13 protein-coding genes are annotated in these 18,822 nt (G+C 58.1%); 7 read left to right on the top strand and 6 right to left on the bottom strand.

Features of this window, described 5'->3' with window-relative positions:
* The 4 genes from ABEA08_RS19155 to ABEA08_RS19140 all read left to right on the top strand — a co-directional run.
* Positions 1–338: ABC transporter ATP-binding protein (locus ABEA08_RS19155; protein WP_345337018.1), on the top strand; the 338-nt coding region annotated here is incomplete at its 5' end.
* Positions 331–2,751, top strand: a complete 2,421-nt coding sequence (locus ABEA08_RS19150; RefSeq protein ID WP_345337017.1) for an ABC transporter permease — start codon at positions 331–333, stop codon at positions 2,749–2,751. The genes ABEA08_RS19155 and ABEA08_RS19150, both read left to right, overlap by 8 nt.
* A 198-nt stretch (positions 2,752–2,949) precedes the next feature.
* Positions 2,950–4,266 (top strand): S41 family peptidase, encoded by a 1,317-nt coding sequence (locus ABEA08_RS19145; RefSeq protein WP_345337016.1) that lies wholly within the window; start codon positions 2,950–2,952, stop codon positions 4,264–4,266.
* A 183-nt stretch (positions 4,267–4,449) separates the two neighbouring features.
* Positions 4,450–5,481: a hypothetical protein gene (locus ABEA08_RS19140; RefSeq protein WP_345337015.1), complete on the top strand. Its 1,032-nt coding sequence runs from the start codon at positions 4,450–4,452 to the stop codon at positions 5,479–5,481.
* A 77-nt stretch (positions 5,482–5,558) separates the two neighbouring features.
* Here the strand turns inward: ABEA08_RS19140 and ABEA08_RS19135 are convergent, their stop codons facing one another.
* Both ABEA08_RS19135 and ABEA08_RS19130 read right to left on the bottom strand, forming a co-directional pair.
* The gene (locus ABEA08_RS19135; protein ID WP_345337014.1) at positions 5,559–6,578 is read right to left on the bottom strand and encodes an extracellular solute-binding protein; all 1,020 of its coding nucleotides are present in this window, start codon (positions 6,576–6,578) and stop codon (positions 5,559–5,561) included.
* Between the two features lie 158 nt (positions 6,579–6,736).
* On the bottom strand, positions 6,737–8,122 hold the full coding sequence (locus ABEA08_RS19130) for a DUF3131 domain-containing protein (RefSeq protein ID WP_345337013.1): 1,386 nt from the start codon (positions 8,120–8,122) through the stop codon (positions 6,737–6,739).
* A gap of 156 nt (positions 8,123–8,278) precedes the next feature.
* Between ABEA08_RS19130 and ggt the strand changes: the two genes are divergently transcribed.
* Together ggt and ABEA08_RS19120 are read left to right on the top strand one after the other, a co-directional pair.
* Entirely contained in the window at positions 8,279–9,931 is a 1,653-nt protein-coding gene (gene ggt / locus ABEA08_RS19125) for a gamma-glutamyltransferase (protein ID WP_345337012.1), read from the top strand.
* A gap of 131 nt (positions 9,932–10,062) precedes the next feature.
* Positions 10,063–10,497 (top strand): SRPBCC family protein, encoded by a 435-nt coding sequence (locus tag ABEA08_RS19120; RefSeq protein WP_345337011.1) that lies wholly within the window; start codon positions 10,063–10,065, stop codon positions 10,495–10,497.
* A gap of 24 nt (positions 10,498–10,521) precedes the next feature.
* On the opposite strand, the gene ABEA08_RS19115 is transcribed toward ABEA08_RS19120, so the two are convergent.
* The 3 genes from ABEA08_RS19115 to ccmI form a co-directional block, all read right to left on the bottom strand.
* Positions 10,522–11,304 (bottom strand): ParA family protein, encoded by a 783-nt coding sequence (locus ABEA08_RS19115; protein WP_345337010.1) that lies wholly within the window; start codon positions 11,302–11,304, stop codon positions 10,522–10,524.
* Between the two features lie 110 nt (positions 11,305–11,414).
* Positions 11,415–12,761, bottom strand: coding sequence for a sodium/glutamate symporter (locus tag ABEA08_RS19110; protein ID WP_345337009.1), 1,347 nt, complete (start codon positions 12,759–12,761; stop codon positions 11,415–11,417).
* A gap of 172 nt (positions 12,762–12,933) precedes the next feature.
* Entirely contained in the window at positions 12,934–13,761 is an 828-nt protein-coding gene (gene ccmI / locus ABEA08_RS19105; protein ID WP_345337008.1) for a c-type cytochrome biogenesis protein CcmI, read from the bottom strand.
* Positions 13,762–14,050: 289 nt separating this feature from the next.
* Between ccmI and ABEA08_RS19100 the strand changes: the two genes are divergently transcribed.
* Positions 14,051–16,012 (top strand): heme lyase CcmF/NrfE family subunit, encoded by a 1,962-nt coding sequence (locus ABEA08_RS19100; protein WP_345337007.1) that lies wholly within the window; start codon positions 14,051–14,053, stop codon positions 16,010–16,012.
* 563 nt (positions 16,013–16,575) lie between these two features.
* On the opposite strand, the gene ABEA08_RS19095 is transcribed toward ABEA08_RS19100, so the two are convergent.
* Positions 16,576–18,534 (bottom strand): cytochrome c3 family protein, encoded by a 1,959-nt coding sequence (locus ABEA08_RS19095; RefSeq protein WP_345337006.1) that lies wholly within the window; start codon positions 18,532–18,534, stop codon positions 16,576–16,578.
* Between the last annotated feature and the right edge of the window lie 288 nt (positions 18,535–18,822).

Raw genomic sequence — 18,822 nt, 5'->3', positions numbered from 1 at the left:
AGCAGCGGGTCGAAGCCATCTTGGCGCAGATGCAGATCGCCCACCGACGCGATCATCTGCCGCAGCAACTGTCCGGCGGTCAGCAGCAGCGGGTCGCCGTGGCCCGCGCGCTGATCATCCAGCCCGCGCTGATCCTCGCCGATGAGCCCACCGGCAATCTCGACTCAGAAAACTCCGATGCGGTGATGAACCTGTTGTGCGAACTGAACCGCGCCGGCACCACCATCATCATGGTGACCCACTCAGACGAGGACGCCAGCTACGCCAGCCGCACCGTGCGCATGCGCGATGGCCAGATCGTCGCTGATCTGCCGGCGGAGGTGAAGCAGTATGCCTAATGCGAGCCTCTCTGCCCGCTTTGCCATGCTGGGCAACTACCTGCGCACTGCCGTGCGGGCGCTGTGGAAGCAGAAGCTGCATACTGGATTGAATCTAATGGGGTTGTCGGTGGGCTTAGCTGCCACCCTGTTGATCGTTCTGTGGGTCCGGTTTGAGCTGAGCTACGATCAGATGCATCCCAATGCCGATAGCAGCTACCGCTTGAGCTCAACCATTACCGAATATGGAATTTCACTGGCCATCGCTCCACCGGGTCTGATGGGACACTTCACTGACTGGCCTGAAATAGACCAAGCCACCTACCTCTATAAAACGATGGCCCCTATCAACCTATTCCTGTTGGATGAGCAGCCGCTCCAGCTTGAGCACTTTTATGGTGCCGATGTCCATCTCACCGATCTCTTTGCACTCTCACCTATCGCTGGCGATCTCCATCGCGTATTAACCGAGCCGAATCTACTCGCTCTGTCCCAGCAGCAGGCGCTGCGCCTATTTGGCCGTACCGATGTCATCGGTGAGACGCTGGACTGGCGCATCGGGCAGCCAATGACAGTAACCGCCGTGTTTGCTGATCTACCTGCCAACACCCATCTGGCAATTGAAGCTATTACCTACAAAGAGACGCTCCGCGCGCCCTATGGGGATCAACTCGAAACGTTGAAAACCAACCTCGGCTACCTGTATGTGCGACCCAATGCTGAAACCGACTTCAAACACTTAACAAGCAAAATGCTCGACCTATTTACTGAGCGTAAATACAACATCCAATTTGAGCTACAACCCCTCACCCACATCCACCTAAACTCCAACCGAATGCATGAGATGAAGGCCAATGGCTCGGCACAAGCGGTTTTTCTCGCTTCCGGGTTGGCGCTGTTTATCTTGCTGATAGCTAGCTTTAATTTCATCAATCTGAGCACCGCCCGTGCCGGACTGCGTGCCAAGGAGGTGGGTATACGCAAGGCGTTAGGAGTCAATCGCAGCCAATTGATTGGTCAGTTTCTGCTGGAGACCCTTTTGCTCACCGCCCTCGCCAGCTTGCTGGCCTGCATCTGGTTAGAACTGGCCCAGCCTCAGTTCAATCAAATGATGAACAGCACATTGACCATTCACTACTTCAGCGAGCTGGGTGTGATTTTGCTGGGTCAGTTCCTGCTGGTTGGCCTGCTTGCCGGCGCTTACCCCGCCTTCTATCTTTCCGCCTTCCAGCCTGCCCGCGTACTGTCTGGCGATCTCAATCGTGGCTTTGGTGCAGCGCGTTTGCGCAAGCTGCTGATTGGTCTACAAGGTGCCGTCAGTATCGGCTTGTTGATCACATCATGCGGCTTCTTTTCCCAGCTACAACTGATGCAAAACCAACCTTTGGGCTACGCCAAGGATGGCCGTCTACTGGTCAAGCAACTATCCAGAGAAGTGCTCCGTCAACAAGATGAGATCCACCGCACCATGGAGGGACTCGACAGTGTGAACAGTGCAACCATCCTCAACTCAGCTCCCACGGAGACCTACAATTCACGACCCACCATCCAAACCCAGGGGCTGGAGCTTGAAGGGATCGGGATGAAAATGGGCACCGCCAATCTGGCCGAGACACTGGGGCTGACCCTGCTGGCAGGACGGGACTTTAGCCACGAGTTTCGAGCCGACAGGTTTAATTTCCAGACTAAGACCTGCGGGGTGATCATCAGCCGTGAAGCCAGCCAATTGGCCGGATTTGCCGAGCCACGAGACGCCGTTGGCCAAACGTGGCAGTGGCAAGGCATGAACGATACCATCAAAGGCACCATCGTCGGCGTGGTCGAGCAATTCAAGATAGGTCCCGCGCAGGTGGACAGCGGCCCGATGTTTTTCACCCACAGCCAGAGCAATAGCCCACGCGCCGAGCTCTTGCTGCATCTTAATGAAAGTTTCAGCATGGCTGATCTGGATGAGATCCAGACTCGTCTGCAACAGCTCATGCCGATACATCCGATTGAGCTTAGCTTTCTCGACGCCGAGTTTCAGGCACTGTTCGATGCCCAGCGTCGCGAGCAAAACCTACTATTCAGCTTTACTATGCTGGCCATCGGCCTTACCTGTATCGGTCTCTTTGGCCTTGCTGCCTTCAGCTGTGAACGCCGCAGCAAGGAGATCGCCATGCGTAAGGTACTCGGCGGCAGTTACGCCAGAATCATCACGCTGATCAACAAAGAGTTTGTCGCTCTGGTGGCGCTGGGCAGTTTGCTGGCCTGGCCGCTGGCTCATTGGGGCCTGAGTCGTTGGCTGGAGCACTTTATCCATCGCGTAGATCTAGCCTGGTGGTGGTTCCCCGCGGCGACCGCAGTGGTACTGGCCATCACCGTCGCCACCGTCTCAGCACTGGCACTCAATACCGCTCGCCAGCGCCCGGCGCTGACGTTGCGGGATGAGTAGGGATTTAGGCAACGCCATTCCATTGAGATGCTGGGCACTGAGGCGCACAGCACGCTTTGCTGGAAATAGAGGCGTCACCTTTAGGACCGGGCTTCGATCAACACCGTAAGAAGCGATGGCCGAGATCCCGATGAGTTTTTTCGACAATAGAAACGACAATAAAAACAACAAGGAAGATGAATGATAAAAAGAAGAACTATGGCAGCGCTACTGACACTGCTCTGCCTTATCACTCCCGTCGCTGCGGCGGATGATCTGACCCAGCAAGAAAAGCTCTTTGGCCTGTCGCTGCTATGGAAGGAGCTGAGCTACAACTTTCCCTTCTTTGATCAGGTGCCGGATCTGGATATTGATCAGGCTTACCAAACGTTCATTCCCAAAGTTCTGGCGACGGAGTCGACGGCCGAGTATTACCGCGAGCTGGTGAAATTCGTTGCCCAGTTCGACGATGGCCATACGCAGGTGATCCCGCCCAGATCTTATCAGCGCCAATACCGTGCCAATGTGCCCATCCAGTTAACCGCAGTGCAGGGACAGGCGATCGTTACCGCCGTCTCCGGCGATCTCAGTGAACAGCTGCCCTTGGGCGCGGCCATCACCGCGGTCAATGGCTTGGCTCTGCAGTCCCACTTGGATAAGCACATTCTTCCCTACATCGCGAGCTCGGCCAGCCATGTTCGACAGAACATGGCGATCCGCTCGGCCTTCGAAGGGAGACCCGATACCGCTCTTGAGATCACCTTTCGCACGGTTGAGGGTGAGACAGGATCCGTCAGCGTCACGCGCCGTCACAAACTGGCCTGGGGAACGGCCTCCGTGTTGCAACAACCCAAGCGCAGCAAGGATCGCTTGGACTTTCGCATGCTCGACAATGACATCGGCTACCTGTCGCTCAGCACCTTCCGTGACAAGGCGATCGTCGACGATTTCCTGGCGATCTTTGCTGAGCTGAAAACCACCCAGGGACTGCTCATCGATCTGCGATTTAATGGCGGGGGCAACTCTCGACATGCCGATGAGATCATCCGTTATCTGGCCGACCGCAATACGACGGGCCGAGGCTGGAAGAGCCGGATCCACTCCGCCGCCTATAAGTCTTGGGGCGTGTATGGCGGTCAGTACGCGGAATATGGACAAGATAACGCTTGGCACCAAGGTAAACCCAGCACCTTAACAGCGAGATCGAATAATCACATTGTCCCGACCTATGTGCTGATCGGCCCAGGAACCGCCTCCTCCTCCGAGAACTTTTTGATCCACGCCAGTCAGCTTCAGCACATGACCACCATTGGCGAGAACACCTTTGGCAGTACCGGCAATCCGCTCATCTACGACTTACCCGGCGGTGGCAAAGCGCGCATTGTGTCGCTGCGCGCGACCTTTCACGATGGCCGTGAGTTTGTCGGCAGTGGGATCGCACCGGACATAGAAATAAAGCCAACGCTTGCCGATCTCTTAGCCGAGGAAGATGTGGTCTTGAATGAGGCGATCCGCCGCCTATCAGAACAACTGTGACTGACCGCTAAGCGCCCAACAGCGCCGGGCGCTGCTCCTGCGGGACAATCGTGCGCAGGAGCAGCGCACCTCATGAAGCCCTCACTGCGAGGGCTTCCCCATAACGGCCGCCCCACTTGCGCTTCGTTTGCACCAGTGACACTATCCCCCCCCAAACAAAGGCATTTATATTTAGGGATTTACATGAAAAGGACTTTCATCCTCACTGCAATGGCAGCCGTGCTGCTGTCGGCCTGCGGCGGCTCGGACAGCAAGGACACAAGTGTGCCACCGATCGACAAGGAAGCGGCACCGCTTGAAAGCCAATATCTGGGCCAGTGGTACTTGGCTGACAGCCCAGGGGAGGCGTTCATCTCCTTGGGCAAAGAGGCCATGGTGCTTTACCAATGGACGGAGACCGGCTGCTTCCAAGCCGATCCCTACACCTATCTGCAAAGCTATGGCGACGGATTTAATGCCCGCCACATCGATGGCAGCGATACCACCTACTCGGCTTTGGAATTGATCGATGAGAATACACTCGAGATCACCCAGGAGGGCGAGACGCTTCAATTTTGGAAAGATGAGCAGTTCTACATGGATACCGAGGGCTGCGATAACAAAACCATCACGGTGCAGCTGGAGTTGGCGGAGATCCCACGGCAGTTGAAGATCAACCGCGCAGCCACCGACGATCACTATGTTGAGCTCAGGATGGGGCTTGAGCTGGACATCAATCATGATGGCATGGCCTCGGTGGGCGATCTCGACATGCTCATTCAACACGTGAAGCGGCCGGACAACGCCGAAGCGTTTATTGATTATGAGGATCTCGCCGCCCACGTCTGGCACATCGGCTTTTCTCTGTTTCGCGACGGAGATGAACCGGTGAAGGTGATCACCCGCAGTCGCTTTGAGGGCAGCATCGAGCTGACCGGCAACACCCTAACCCTCACATTCAACCAGCAACATCACCCCTTGCTGTCTTGGCTCGATGAGCAAACCCCGATCCGAGCCTCCACCATGCTGTACTACCCGGAGCCACAAACGGAAAGCGTTTGGAATGGCGCCATCGATGGCCCCTGGAATTGGAGCAGCGATCTGCACCATGACAACTTGCCCGATGAGGGATATCAGGCGATCGACTACCTGAGAACTCAGCGCGATCCCGAGGGCGATCAGGAGGGCGAAAGTCGGTGGGTCGATATCCTGGCGGTGGACGTTCGGCTCGACTGAGTGCGCCCCTCCTCCCGCTCCACAGCAAAACGCCGCGACTTAGGTCGCGGCGTTTTTTCTCACTTTCGCAGCCAGACTCAGTCGTCAAACCCGGTATCTGCCACCAGTCGCTGGGCGTCAGCTTCAAAGCCGGCCCAGTCGGCGATCATCACCGAGTCCGGCTTAAAGCGACCCCAAGAGGCCACCAACTCGGACGCGGCCAGCGCTGCTCGGATGGGATATTCATCGTTCAGCGCCGGGTACAGTGCCTGGGCCGCATCACTGGCCAAATACTCGATAAAGGCCTGCGCCCCTTCGGGGTTGGGGGCGGAGTTGAGCACCACGGCACCGGACAGGTTCATATGGGCGCCACGGTCCTGCTGGTTGGCAAAGTTAATGTGCACCCGTTTGGCCAGCTCACGCTCCGTGTCATCTTTGTCCATGTAGCCAAAGTAGTAGCTGTTGGCCACGGCGTAATCGCACACGCCTTCGGCCACGGCGATGATCTGCTTCTTATCGGTGCCCTGCGGCTGGCGCACCAGATTGGCTTTGAGATCGATCAGCCACTGACGGGTGGCGGCTTCGCCGTTGGCGGCGATCATCTGGGCGATCATCCCGGTATTAAACGGGCTGCTGCCGGAGCGCATGCACACCTTGCCCTGAAACTCGGGCTTGGCCAGATCTTCCATGCGCAGCGCCACCGCGCCGACGCCGCCAAATTCGGTTTTGCGGGTGTAGATCGCCCGGGTGCGCAAGGTCAGGCCGAACCAGTGATGTTCGGGATCGCGGTACTGGGCCGGGATCCCGAACATCACTGGGCTGTTGATGGGCTGGGTTAGCCCCAGATCCACCAAAGCGGTCAGGCGGGAGACGTTATTGAGCAGCACCAGATCGCCCTGACCGGTGCCTTTCTCTTGCTCCGCTTGCAGCATGGCTTCCAGGCCGATGCGGGGCACATAGACGGCCTGGATAGCAACGCCGGTCTGCTCGGAATACAGGGATAAGATCGGCTCGATCATATGGGCCTGACGGGAGGTGTAAACGGTAAGCGGCGCAGGCGCGGCCAAGCTAGCGGTACTGGCAAGCAGCAGTAGCGCCGTAAACAGCGAACGCAACATGGGCACTCCGAAGTGAACAAATGAGTAAGGTTCAGAGCATACGGCCTCCCTTTGCCCGCCACCACTCAAGAAAAGTAAAGGCGTTGCGGAGTGTGATATCGAGGGGGCAGAGCCCAGCCGCAGGGCCGAGCCGGCGCACGCCGTGGCCTCGGTACCAGCTACTGCGCCAGCTCCAACAAGCTGCGGTTGCCGTTGTGGATGTAGAGCAGCGCGGTGAGGATCACCCCATTGGTGTTCAGGTTACGGCTGGTATTGATGCTACCGTCCGCCATCAACCCAGTCAGCCAACCTTTGGGCCGATGCAGCGCTTGCGCTTCTTGCCACAGCGCGCGGGCAAAGTCGTCATCCGCCAGCACCGCCCAAGCCAGGGCACACTTACTGCTGATCCGCTGACCCAGCTCGACCGCCTTGCCCTGATGATCCGTGCTGTGCCAGGGCTGCTGCAGATAGTGCAGGTTGTTGTAGATAAACCAGGGCGCCAGATTGACGGCATCTTCCCCATAGCAACGCACCTCGCCCGTTTGCTGCCAGTGCTGACGATGCGCTTGGTAGATCGCGCTGGCCGCCGGATACAGGCTCTTGGCCGCCGGGCCAAACTCCAATAGGGCCAAATAGTAGGGATCGCTGGTCAGAAATGGCCGCGGGCGGGGATCGGACGGCAGCGCGATCCCCGCCACCTCAAACTGCGCCTCAGCCTGACGGAAACGGGCCGCCGACACCGACTCTCCCCATAGGGCGATCGCCACCGCGGCGTATTGCTCGTATCCCAGTCGCCCCTCCTGATAGCGCCGCTCACTGCGCAGTCCGTGGCGCGCGCCCTGCAGCTCGCCGTCATTGGCCAACCACTGGGTTTGCCAGTGGGCCCGCACCATCGCCACCGCATCGGTATAACCCGGATAGCGCAACTGCAGTATGGTTAGCCAACCTAAGGTCCGACCGACATCCAGCACCGACCAGCCATTGCCATTGAGCGCCCGGTAGCGCTCCGTCGAGTGGGTGGGCAACACCGGCGTGGCCCGATCCGTGCTGTAGTTGCGGTTAGGCAGACGCTGACGATACAGCGGCAGCGTCACTAAGGTCTGCAGCAAACGTTCGATACGCCGATCAAACTCCGCCGCATCGATCAGGCCCAGTTCGTGCGCGGCGACCGTGCCCGCCATCACGCTGGCCACATCCCACAAGGTGGTCCGGCGATAGCCGGCAACCGAGTTGACCAGGCCGGTGAGCGGTTGGTATTCCCGGACAAAATAGCTCCAAGCGGTTTGTGCCATCGCCATGTGCTCAGCGCTCAAGTTGCGAAACTGACCTGCCGTCGGCCATAGTGGCTCGGGCGGTGGTGGCGGTGCCAAGTCATCCTCGCTCGTCACCTTGCTGCTTTCAGCGCGCACGGCCGAGTCGCTCGGCTCACGCTCAGCGACATTGATGCCATCGCCAGCGGAGATCTGAGAACGATTGCCCAGCCGCATTTCGACGGGCTCAGGCGCTTCGCTAGGCTCAGGCGCTTCGCTGGGCAGTGCCAACATCGGCAGGAGCAGCCCTAGCAAGACGCCGCCCCCAAACCTTTGTGCCCTTTTCCTTACGTCGCCTGTATCCACCGCAACCCGCCCCTGATGTTATGCCGTCCAATATCGGCAAATAGCCATATGACGCCACGCCATTGCCCTTTATGATAATAGCCAAATAGAAAAGGAGTTCACCTTATGAAACAGTTATTTGCTTATTTCATTCTCTGCTTCAGTATTGGCGCTTATGGCGCAGAGGGGGCCATCGCCTCACCGGAGCGTCACGCCAGGGACGCCGCGGTACAGGTGTTGGCGCAGGGCGGCAACGCCGTGGATGCGGCGATCACCACCGCCTTCGTCCTCGCAGTGACCTACCCCGAGGCCGGCAACATCGGCGGCGGGGGCTTTATGACCCTTTGGTTTGACGGTCAGCCCTACTTCCTCGACTACCGCGAGGTGGCCCCCGCTCAGGCCCATCGCGATCTCTACCTTGATGAGGATGGCGACGTGGTCGCCGAGGCCAGCACCGTCGGCCATCTGGCCGTGGGCGTGCCCGGCTCCGTCGCCGGTCTTTGGGCCGCGCACCAGCGCTTTGGCTCGCGGCCTTGGCCTGAGCTGGTCGCGCCCGCCATTGCCCTCGCCCGCGATGGCTTTCAGCCCGAACCACAACTGTTAGCGCGCCAACAACAAGCACTCAAACACTTCGCCGGCCGCACCAATTTCGCCGACTACTTCAGCCCCATGCACGCCGATCAGCGCTTCGTTCAGACCGAATTAGCCCAGACCCTGCAGCGCATCGCCGAGCAGGGCCGAGCGGGCTTCTACCAAGGCACCACAGCCAAGCTGTTGGCCGAGCAGATGAAGGCGCAGGGCGGGCTGATCAGCCAGGCCGATCTCAGCGACTATCGGGTCAAATGGCGAACCCCGTTGCAACACTCTTGGCAGGAGATGACCTTGATCTCCGCGCCGCCGCCGAGCTCCGGCGGCTTTGCCTTAGCGCAGTTGCTGAGCCTCAAACACCGACGCCAGGCCGACTTTGCCGATCATCCCATCGATTCTGCCGCTTACGTCCACTTGGTGGCCGAGATCGAAAAGCGTGTCTTTGCCGATCGAGCCGAATACCTGGGCGATCCGGACTTCACTCAAGTCCCTCTCGAACAACTGCTGGCTAAAGACTATCTGGCGCGGCGGGCGGCTGAGATCGATCCCAGCCAGATCAGTCCAACCCAAGGCATCGAGCCGGGCCTGGAGTCACCGCAAACCACCCACTTCTCCGTAGTGGATCAATGGGGCAATGCGGTTTCCAACACCACCACCTTGAACCTGAACTTTGGCAGCGGCGTGGTCGTGGCCGGGGCCGGCTTCCTGCTCAACAATGAGATGGACGACTTTTCCGCCAAGCCCGGCGTGCCCAACGCCTTCGGCGTGATCGGCGGGGACGCCAACGCCATCGCCCCCGGCAAGCGCATGCTCTCCTCCATGAGCCCCAGCCTGCTGCTGCGTGACGACAAGGTTGAGATGGTGATCGGCACCCCCGGCGGCTCCACCATCTTCACTTCGGTCTTTCAGGTGCTGGCCAACGTCTATGACGCCGGCATGCCGTTGCCACAGGCCGTCGCAGCTCCCCGCTTTCATCATCAACTCTGGCCCAGAGATGAGATCCGCCTGGAGCCCTATGGGACGCTACCGCAAGCCACGCAGCAGGCGTTGCAACAACAGGGCTACCGGCTGAGACAGCAAAGCTGGGACCTGGGCGATATCCAGGCGATCCAGCGCAATGGTACGAGCTGGTCGGCGGTATCGGATCCCCGCGGCCGGGGCGCCAGCGCGGTGGTGTCGTCCCAACCTTAAAGCGGTTGCCGCCAGCCATCGAACCACACTTTCACGCGTGCGGGGTTCTCCGTGGCACAAGCGATTGATCGTCGCCGGCCGTCACGGTTGGCCCTATACTCAAGGCAGATAAAGGCTGCGAGAATGATCCCATGAAATACCAGTGTCAGGTGCTGATCGCCCTACCGCGCAAACGGGTGATCGCCCTGTTTGATGATCCGGATAACCTGCCACGCTGGCAGCCGGAACTGCTCAGCTTCGAGCCCCTAGAGGGGATCCTAGGACAACCGGGCTCAACCAGTCGATTGCTCTATCGCATGGGCAAGAAAGAGGTGGTGATGCTCGAGACCGTTATCGAGCGTGCCCTGCCCGACCGTTTTTGCGCGCGCTACCAAGCCGACGGCGTCGACAACCGCTGTGATAATCGCTTCTTTGAGCAGGACAATGGCACCCTCTGGCAGATGGAGACCGAGTTTCGTTTTCATGGCTGGATGCGATTGATGTGCTGCGTCCCTTGGCTGTTTAAGCGCCAGACCCTAGCCAGCATGCAGAGCTTTAAAACCTTTGCCGAGCAGCAGGGCCGCTAGCCCTGCATCCCCGTGGCTCAGCGCTTACGCGCTCACCAGCGCGTCGCTTTCCAGCTCGTGATAGAGCGCCAGCAACTGCTCGGTCAATTTGTGCTTGGGCGCCAGTTGGATCAACGGCTGTTGCAACTGGTGCGACTCGCGCATCTTCACCGAGCTGGTCAACATCGCCTCAAACACCGGCAGCTCTCGCTGCTTTAGTTCATCCACCAAAGCTCTGGGCAAGCGCGCCTGGGGATTAAACTGATTCACGATGATCCCCTCCAACTGCAGCTTGGGGTTGTGATCGCTTTTGAGCTCCAACACATTGTCCAGCAAGCGCTCGATCGCCTGAGCAGAGAAGCTGTCGCAGTCGAATGGGATCAGCACCGAATCGGCGGCGATCAGCGCGGATTTCGAGTAGAAATTGAAATTGGGCGGGGTATCGATGTAGATCCGCTCAAACTCCTGCGACAAAGTATCGAGCGCGTCGCGCAGCTTGAAGATCTTATACCGGCTCTCCAAGTCCCGCTCTATCGCGGCCAGCGCACTTGAGGCCGGCAGCAAGCAAAGCCCCTCGACCTCGGTTTCATAGACAAACTCCTGCGGCGAGGCCCCCCGATTGAGCCAGCCGACGCTTTGCTTAAACAGATCCGCCACCGTGGGTTGATCCTGCCCCTCCTCGAAGCCGAGATAGTGACTGCTGTTACCCTGCACATCGAGATCGACCAGCAGGGTTTTATACCCCTGTTGCGCACTGATCGCCGCCAGATTGACGCTGATACTGGATTTGCCAACGCCGCCCTTCTGGTTAAATACCACCCGTTTCATCGCCCACTCCCTGGTGAAAATATCGCCAGGTAACGGTACGGGATCTGCGCGCCGCTGACCAGCATAAAAAAACGCGGCCGAAGCCGCGTTTATCACTGAATACCTAAGGCTTAACCAAACGCCCGATGCGCCAGACGATGGCGCCCCCACAGGGCAAACCACACCAGGGTCACGGCCAGCACATACAACCACATGCCGCCGATGGCCAGATGCGCCATGCCTTGCATCATCAAGATGGGCACCAGCGAGATGATCACCATGTCGGTGATTGAGCCGGGCACGTAGGCAATGGCGTAATCGTCCAATACCTTAGCCCGCATCTTAGGATCGATGATCCGCAACAGGGCGATCCCCATGCCTACGGTGCCGGTCAGCCAGCCCCAAGAAAACACCGCTTTCTCAAACCAGTTGTCACCGAAGATCCGCGGTGCCACCACCAGTACCAGAAACAGGTTGAACAACACGCCGATCAGCACCATCACGATCAACGGCAGGGCATAGTTCAGCAAGATGGTGATCTGAATGGCGCCAATACCGAACACGATCAGAAAATCGGTTGAGGCACTGGTGCCGTGTTGAAACAGCCGATCGTCAAAATATTCATTGCCGCCGCTGCGCTTAAGCAGTGCACGCACCGCCAACCCAAGCACAAAGGCCGTCACAAACGCCGGCACCTGCACCATCTCGTGAAAGCTGGACAGATAGACGGCGGAGTGCTGGCCGATCACCGTAACCAGCAAGATCAGTGAGCCATGCAAAGCCAGGGTATCCACCGAGATGGAGGACACACTGCTGCGCCCGACGCTGTCCTGCTCCTCCAGCGGCACCAGACCGCGACGCTGGATCGGGCTCATCTTGTCAAAGCTGCTGAAACCTTTGATCCAGCCACGCTTCAACCCAAAGTGCAGCAACATCATGCCGATCAAGATGGAAGCGAAGATCCCCACCGTGGCGGTGGTCAGCGCCAGCGTCAAGGCATCGGCCCAGCCCTGCCCCTGCAGCGCTTCACCCACCACCACGCCGGTACCGTGTCCGCCCATGAAGCCAGCCGAGAGCACCAGACCAAAGGCAGGCGGCAGATCCGGCCAGACAAACATCATCAGTCCCAGTCCGACCATGGCGACAAAGGCCCACTGACTGACGGTGGCGATCTGATTAAACGCCCACAGGGTGCCGGCACGACGCATCAATACCTGCATAGAAGGAAAGTCGGTGGACAGACCCAAGGTGCCGAACAGGGCCACGGTTAACACCGAGGCATTGCTGGCAAAGCCGGCACTCCAGGGCAGTAGATCGACGCCCGAGGGCCCCAACGCGAGCGCCAACAGGCCGGCGATTAAAGCCGCCGGCAGATACAGTCGCTGTAGTAGCACGACATTGGCACGCAGCCATTTCCCGGTCAGCAGTAAGCCGCCAGCGATCCCGAAATCGGTGAATAAGTCCCAATTGCTGAGCATTCAGACCCCTTTTCTTTTGTCCCGAACAGGCGAAAACCTGCTCAGTTTTAAGTGCAAAAGGGGCCGATCCTATCGCTTATCGATGAATCTGTCAGATTTCAGCTCACAGTTTTTCGCTGGTGCCATGGGTGTAAATAACCCATGCACCTTAATTTCATTACAAGGCAGTTACTTACATTCTTGCTAAGGCGCGATGCTTGGCGTTGCGGATCGCTTCCAGATCCACCCCTTTGCGAGGCGTGTCCAGCAACACCTGCCAATGTTCAACAGCGGTTTGATAGTTGCCCGCCAGATAGTTCTGGGTGGCCAAGAACAGACGCGTGGTGGGATCAGCATTGTCCAGACTCAGCGCACGTTGCGCCACGCTCATCACGTCCGCTGTCATTTGCTGATCCGACAGGTAATACATGGCGGTAGCACGGTGGCCGAGCAGCTCAGGATGCGGCCCAACGATCTCCATCAGTTTATCGAGACTGGTGATAGCGTGAGCATACTGGCCGTTGTTGAGGGTCGCTTGACCGAGCGAATACCACGCCATCACGTTCTCCGGCTCGCGTCGCAACACCTCCACCAACTGCTGGATCTCCCGTTGCGCCTCCATATTTTGCGAGTCCACTACCTGAGCAAACTGCCATTGTACGGGCTCGCCATACTGACTGTAGAGTGACATCGCCCCCACCAGGATGGTGGCGCTGAGCAAAAATGGCCACCCCTTCGCGGCCGCACCAAAGCGCAGAGTTTGGGTCTGACCCGAAACGTCCTGCAGCAAGGCCACCTCCAGCTCCTGGCGCTGACGTTGCATCTCAGACGCATCCATCTCGCCGTGCCGCTGGGCTAACTCCAACTCATCGAGACGCAACTGGAACAGCGCCAAGTTGGTGGACTGGCGCAATTGGCTTTCATCCCGATGCTGTTGTCGGTGATAGCGCACGTGGTGAAGCCACAGCAGGCTAAGAAGGGCGAGTGCAGCGCAAAGAGTGATAGACCAGATCAAATTCATGACGATTTTCCTGTCAGCGTAAGACGGTTTAGCGGCCATACGCTAAGCAATTGACTCAAATAAAAACGTGACTGCAGCAGCGTTTTATATTTTTACCAAGCATAAAAAACCACATTCGAACTCTTATATTAAAGCCTTGAAAAATAGCTTCAGTTGATCCCAATTACTAATTTGGCAATTCTGCCATTGGAAATAAAAAACGGGCGCTTGCTAATATGATCCCGCGTCGCAATAGGGTTATATGGCAGACCGAGTTTCGCCCCTATTCACTGCGTTAAGGAAGAGGACAATGATCCCTGAGATAGGCCATTTCTTTCTAATATTAGGATTCTTATTTTCGGTCGCGCTGGCGATCGTGCCAATGATCGGCGCGGTCCGTCAAGATCACTACCTGATCAGCTACGCCAAGCCACTCACCTATGCCATGTTTACCGGCTTTGCCGTGGCCACCGTGAGCTTGGGCTACTGCTTCTATTTCGATGACTTCTCGGTGGCCTACGTCGCCGGCCACTCCAATACCCAACTGCCGGTGATCTTTAAGATCGCCGCACTCTGGGGCGGCCACGAGGGCTCACTGCTGTTTTGGGTCTTCTCCCTGGCGATCTGGGCCCTGGCGATCGCCTGCTTCAGTCGCCGCCTGGAGGCGATCTACGTCGCCCGCGTACTGTCGGTGATCGGGATCATCACCGCCGGCTTTGCCCTGTTCGCGTTGATGACCTCCAATCCGTTCGACCGCCTGCTGCCGGAGTTTCCGCTGGACGGCCAAGATCTCAACCCCATGCTGCAGGACATCGGCCTGGTGTTCCACCCGCCCACCCTCTATCTGGGCTACGTTGGTTTCTCGGTCACCTTTGCCTTTGCCATCGCCGCGCTGCTCAGTGGTCGCCTCGACGCTGCCTGGGCGCGCTGGAGCCGTCCTTGGACTCTGGCCGCTTGGATCTTCCTCACCGCCGGCAATGCACTGGGCTCTTGGTGGGCGTATTACGAGCTGGGCTGGGGTGGCTGGTGGTTCTGGGATCCGGTGGAAAACGCGTCCTTTATGCCCTGGATCGTCGGTACCGCACTGCTGCACTCGCTGATCGTTACCGAGAAGCGCGCCACCTTCCGCAACTGGACCATCCTGCTGGCGATCTGCGCCTTCTCTCTGACCCTGCTGGGGACCTTTATCGTCCGCTCGGGGATCATCACCTCGGTCCACGCCTTTGCGGCCGATCCCTCCCGTGGCATGTTCATTCTGGTGCTACTGGGGATCACCATCGGCAGCTCGCTGCTGCTGTTTGCCCTGCGCGCCAGCGATCTCATGAGTCCGGCCCGGTTTGAGCTGCTATCGCGCGAAAGCGCGCTGCTGATGGGCAATGTGCTGCTGATGATCGCCACCGCCTCTGTGCTGCTCGGCACCCTATACCCGGTGCTGCTTGATGCCTTGGGCGGCGGCCAAGTCTCGGTCGGCCCCCCTTACTTCAATACCGTGTTTAACCCCATCGCGTTGCTGCTGTTTGTGCTGATGGGCGTCACCCTGTTTCTGCGCTGGCGCCGTACTGATGCGGCCACCCTCAAGCCTTTGCTGTTGCCTGGGCTGGTGTCGCTGCTGCTGGGGGGCTTTGTCGCCACCAAACCCATCGGCGGCTTCAACCTGTGGGTGATGGCCGGGATCGCCACCGCCTGTTGGCTGGTGCTGACCCACGGTTGGCATCTGTGGACCCAGCTGCGCGACGAAAAAGGGTGGAACCTCAACCGCATCAATCGCAGCTATGTCGGCATGTTGATCGCCCACTTCGGGGTGGCCGCCAGCGTGTTTGGCGCCACCATGGTGTCCCACTTTGAAACCGAGCGTTCAGTGCAGATGGGTCCAGGCTATGGCTCGGAGTTGGCCGGCTACACCTTTGTCTATGAGAAAACCCGTGAGGTGCAAGGCAGCAACTATGTCGCCGAGCAGGCTCAGATCCGCGTTACCGACGACAAAGATCGACTGGTGGCCGTACTCTATCCCGAGCGCCAGACCTATAACGTGCGCGGCATGACCATGACCGAGCCGGGGATCGACTGGGGCTTTAGCCGCGATCTGTATGTGGCGTTAGGGGATCCCATCGACGATGAGATGTACGCCGTTCGTATCAGCTACAAGCCGTTTGTGCGCTGGATCTGGATCGGCTCTCTACTGATGATGGGCGGTGCCACCCTCGCCGCCAGCGGCCACAGCTTCGCCCGGGCTCGCCGCCGTTCAGCGCAGCTCAAGCCCGCCACCGCCTGATCCGCGACCCTCACCTTTAAGCCGCCCTCGGGCGGCTTTTTATTTTCCCCTGCCACGCACAGCACCAGGCGCATCCCCTGCGCATCCCCTGCGTATGGCTGCCATCACAGCCTCGTCCCTATCGTCAGAACGAGTCGGCGCCCTGCACTTGCGCGCCTTGGCATGGCCCAGGCGGCCACTCCAGCTCGCCAGCGATGACCGTGACCGCGGCGCAAACCATGCAGCGACAGAAAGCGGCCCGTGTTGAGCCGTGCCCAGTATCCGGCGTCAAAGTCGGCCGATGGAAGAGCGAAGGGGCTAGTTAGCAGGAAGCTGAAGGCTGAAGGCTAATAGCTGGAAACTGAAAGCTGGAAGGCGGAAGGTGGAAGGTGGAAGGTGGAAGGTGGAAGGTGGAAGGTGGAAGGTGGAAGGTGGAAGCTGATAGCTGATAACTATTTGCTAATCCCTGATAGCTGATAGCTGATAGCTGATAGCTGAAAAAGAAGGGCTGAACCAAGTGGGATAATGGTTCAGCCCTTCGCGACTTGGAACAGCCGGCGCAGCTAAGGCGCCGGCCATTGGCATTACAACTTCATCAGCGCGGCGGCTTCATCGGCGTAGATCACCGCTTCGTTGATCAGGCCTTGAGTGTAGCGAGCGCCGTGCGCCCCCCAAGCCCCATCCTTCTCAACCTTATCCGCCAACTCACGCGCTTTACGCGCCAGACTCAGCACCTGAGCCTTCTCTGAGTTGCTCAGCTTGGACTTGCCGATGCCCCGGTCGATCTTCTTGACCGTGTCACGGACGTGCTGGTAGCCCTCTTTCACAGGCGTCTGCCACTTCACCACCTTGCCGTACACCTGCTCTTGGTCTTTAAAGTGCAGCGACTTGGGCAACTTCGACTGGATAGGCGAGTGACAGCCATTGCCATCCAGCAAGGAAGCGTCAGCAAACGCGGTACGACCACAGGTCCACATCAGATCCAGATAGCCCCGGTTTTCATCATCACGCGCGATGGTCCAACCTTTACTTGGCTCACGTGGCTTACCTTCCGGCGGATTCAGGGTCTTGGCGTCTTTATCGACCTTAATGTTCCAGATATGCGCCGCACGGACGTTATCGAAACCGGCCTGATCGGTAAATTGGATCTCAGCGAAGTTTTCACAAGAGCCCATATTCGGCATGTGACAACCGCGACAGCCGCCCGCCTGGTGGCCCTTACCGGAGTTAGCAAAGATCTCCCCTTGCACCTCGTGGCAGTCCTTACACTCCTTCTTCTGACGGGTGTAAGTGACGCTTGAGGTCCAATCATTACGGGTCACCTCGTGCGGATCGTGACAGGTAGCGCAGCGCATGCCCTTCTCATAGTGCGCAGAGAAGTACATTTGCGACCCTTCAGTACCGCAAGAGGGGCAAGCGGACTTAAAGTAGGAGTTGAACGGGTTACGCTCATCCGCATCTGCCGCCACTTCGTTCCAGACGAAACGTTGGTGACAGCGCTCACAGTTGGACGGCATGCCGCCGCCGTTGCCATCGACCATGTGGCCGCCAGCGCCGTGACACTCTTCACAGGAGATCCCGCGGGAGATGGTGGCGTCTTGCAGCTTCTTAGCATCGCCCAGCGCGTCGAAGAACTCTTCGGAGGAGGCGAAGTTAAACTTCATGGTGTGGCACACTTCGCAATATGAGGAAGCGGGCTGGAACATAAACTTGCCTTCGTTGCTCGAGCCATAGGAGGTCATCCCCCAAACATCCGAGCCTCGTCCGCCAACCGCGTTGAAGTCATCGATACTGGTGGGGAAACCCTCGACGTATTCCGCGATCTGCTTCGCCACCTCAGGGGTGATGTCCTCAGCCCAAGCGCGCGAGAACTGGTTGGTGCCCGCCACGATGGTGCCTGTGCCTTCCGACAGCAGACCGTCACGAACATGGTAGGTACCGCGCACCAGATAGGAATCGAGGAAGCCGTACTTGGTCCGCGGAGTACCGATGATGGCGTAGACCGACTTGGCATCCACGCCCTGAGGCAGGATCGAAGCTTGACTGGTTTCTGGGAATAACGGCGAGTTCAGATCCTTTAGACCGAACTTTTCGATCTCGATCATCTCATCCGGAAAGCGCAGCACATTGGCATGGCGCGAACGGGTCCACTTCTCATACTGGGCTGGGTGACATTCACCACAGGTTTTCGGGCCAACGTACTTATTGGGGAAATCCAGGAAGGTTTCCTTACCGAGACGGTAGGTCACCGCCACCCGCTCAAGTTCGGTTTGGTTCTCTGCGTATTGATCACCATTCCCAAAGTCAATGAACTCCTCCTGACGATCACTCAGATGGATCTTACCGACCAAACGTCCCTCTTTTTCGTATTGAAAAATAGGGTGGTTCTCCAACAAGAACTCCCAGTAGTCCTTTTCATACACCACATTCTCCGCCAGATCACGGGGGGCCTCTGCGGTAATATTTTTAGCCTGCGTATTCGCCAAGACACTGGCCGGCAACAGCAAGGCTGCCGACACAATGGCGGATACTGTCAATTTCATCAATCTCATCATTCATCCCTTTTACGATAACCGTATCACGCCCTCCTCCGCTAATTGTGAAACAAATTACAGAAGCGAACGCTAAGGTGAATATCATCGAACAGAAGATAAAAAAAGGTGATTGCCATCACGGCAAATGTGCCGTTAATAAAATTTTTATATAAATGTAGAGGATTAATCCGTGACCAAGATTCTTAATTGCCCAGACCAAAACACTCGGCGCGACGATTGTGGCATCTGTAATTAACGCACTCAGAATACTGCCCAAGACATAACCGGCTCAAGGAC

The organism is Ferrimonas pelagia, assembly GCF_039543565.1.
GTDB lineage: Bacteria > Pseudomonadota > Gammaproteobacteria > Enterobacterales > Shewanellaceae > Ferrimonas > Ferrimonas pelagia.
Note: the sequence above shows the minus strand (reverse complement) of the source record. Positions and strands in the feature narration are given on the sequence as shown.

Coding starts and splice junctions, on each gene's coding strand:
- ABEA08_RS19150 (WP_345337017.1), top strand. CDS start 331: ATGCCTAATGCGAGCCTCTCTGCCCGCTTTGCCATGCTGGGCAACTAC.
- ABEA08_RS19140 (WP_345337015.1), top strand. CDS start 4,450: ATGAAAAGGACTTTCATCCTCACTGCAATGGCAGCCGTGCTGCTGTCG.
- ABEA08_RS19145 (WP_345337016.1), top strand. CDS start 2,950: ATGGCAGCGCTACTGACACTGCTCTGCCTTATCACTCCCGTCGCTGCG.
- ccmI (WP_345337008.1), bottom strand. CDS start 13,761: ATGAATTTGATCTGGTCTATCACTCTTTGCGCTGCACTCGCCCTTCTT.
- ABEA08_RS19110 (WP_345337009.1), bottom strand. CDS start 12,761: ATGCTCAGCAATTGGGACTTATTCACCGATTTCGGGATCGCTGGCGGC.
- ABEA08_RS19095 (WP_345337006.1), bottom strand. CDS start 18,534: ATGAAATTGACAGTATCCGCCATTGTGTCGGCAGCCTTGCTGTTGCCG.
- ABEA08_RS19100 (WP_345337007.1), top strand. CDS start 14,051: ATGATCCCTGAGATAGGCCATTTCTTTCTAATATTAGGATTCTTATTT.
- ABEA08_RS19120 (WP_345337011.1), top strand. CDS start 10,063: ATGAAATACCAGTGTCAGGTGCTGATCGCCCTACCGCGCAAACGGGTG.
- ABEA08_RS19135 (WP_345337014.1), bottom strand. CDS start 6,578: ATGTTGCGTTCGCTGTTTACGGCGCTACTGCTGCTTGCCAGTACCGCT.
- ABEA08_RS19115 (WP_345337010.1), bottom strand. CDS start 11,304: ATGAAACGGGTGGTATTTAACCAGAAGGGCGGCGTTGGCAAATCCAGT.
- ggt (WP_345337012.1), top strand. CDS start 8,279: ATGAAACAGTTATTTGCTTATTTCATTCTCTGCTTCAGTATTGGCGCT.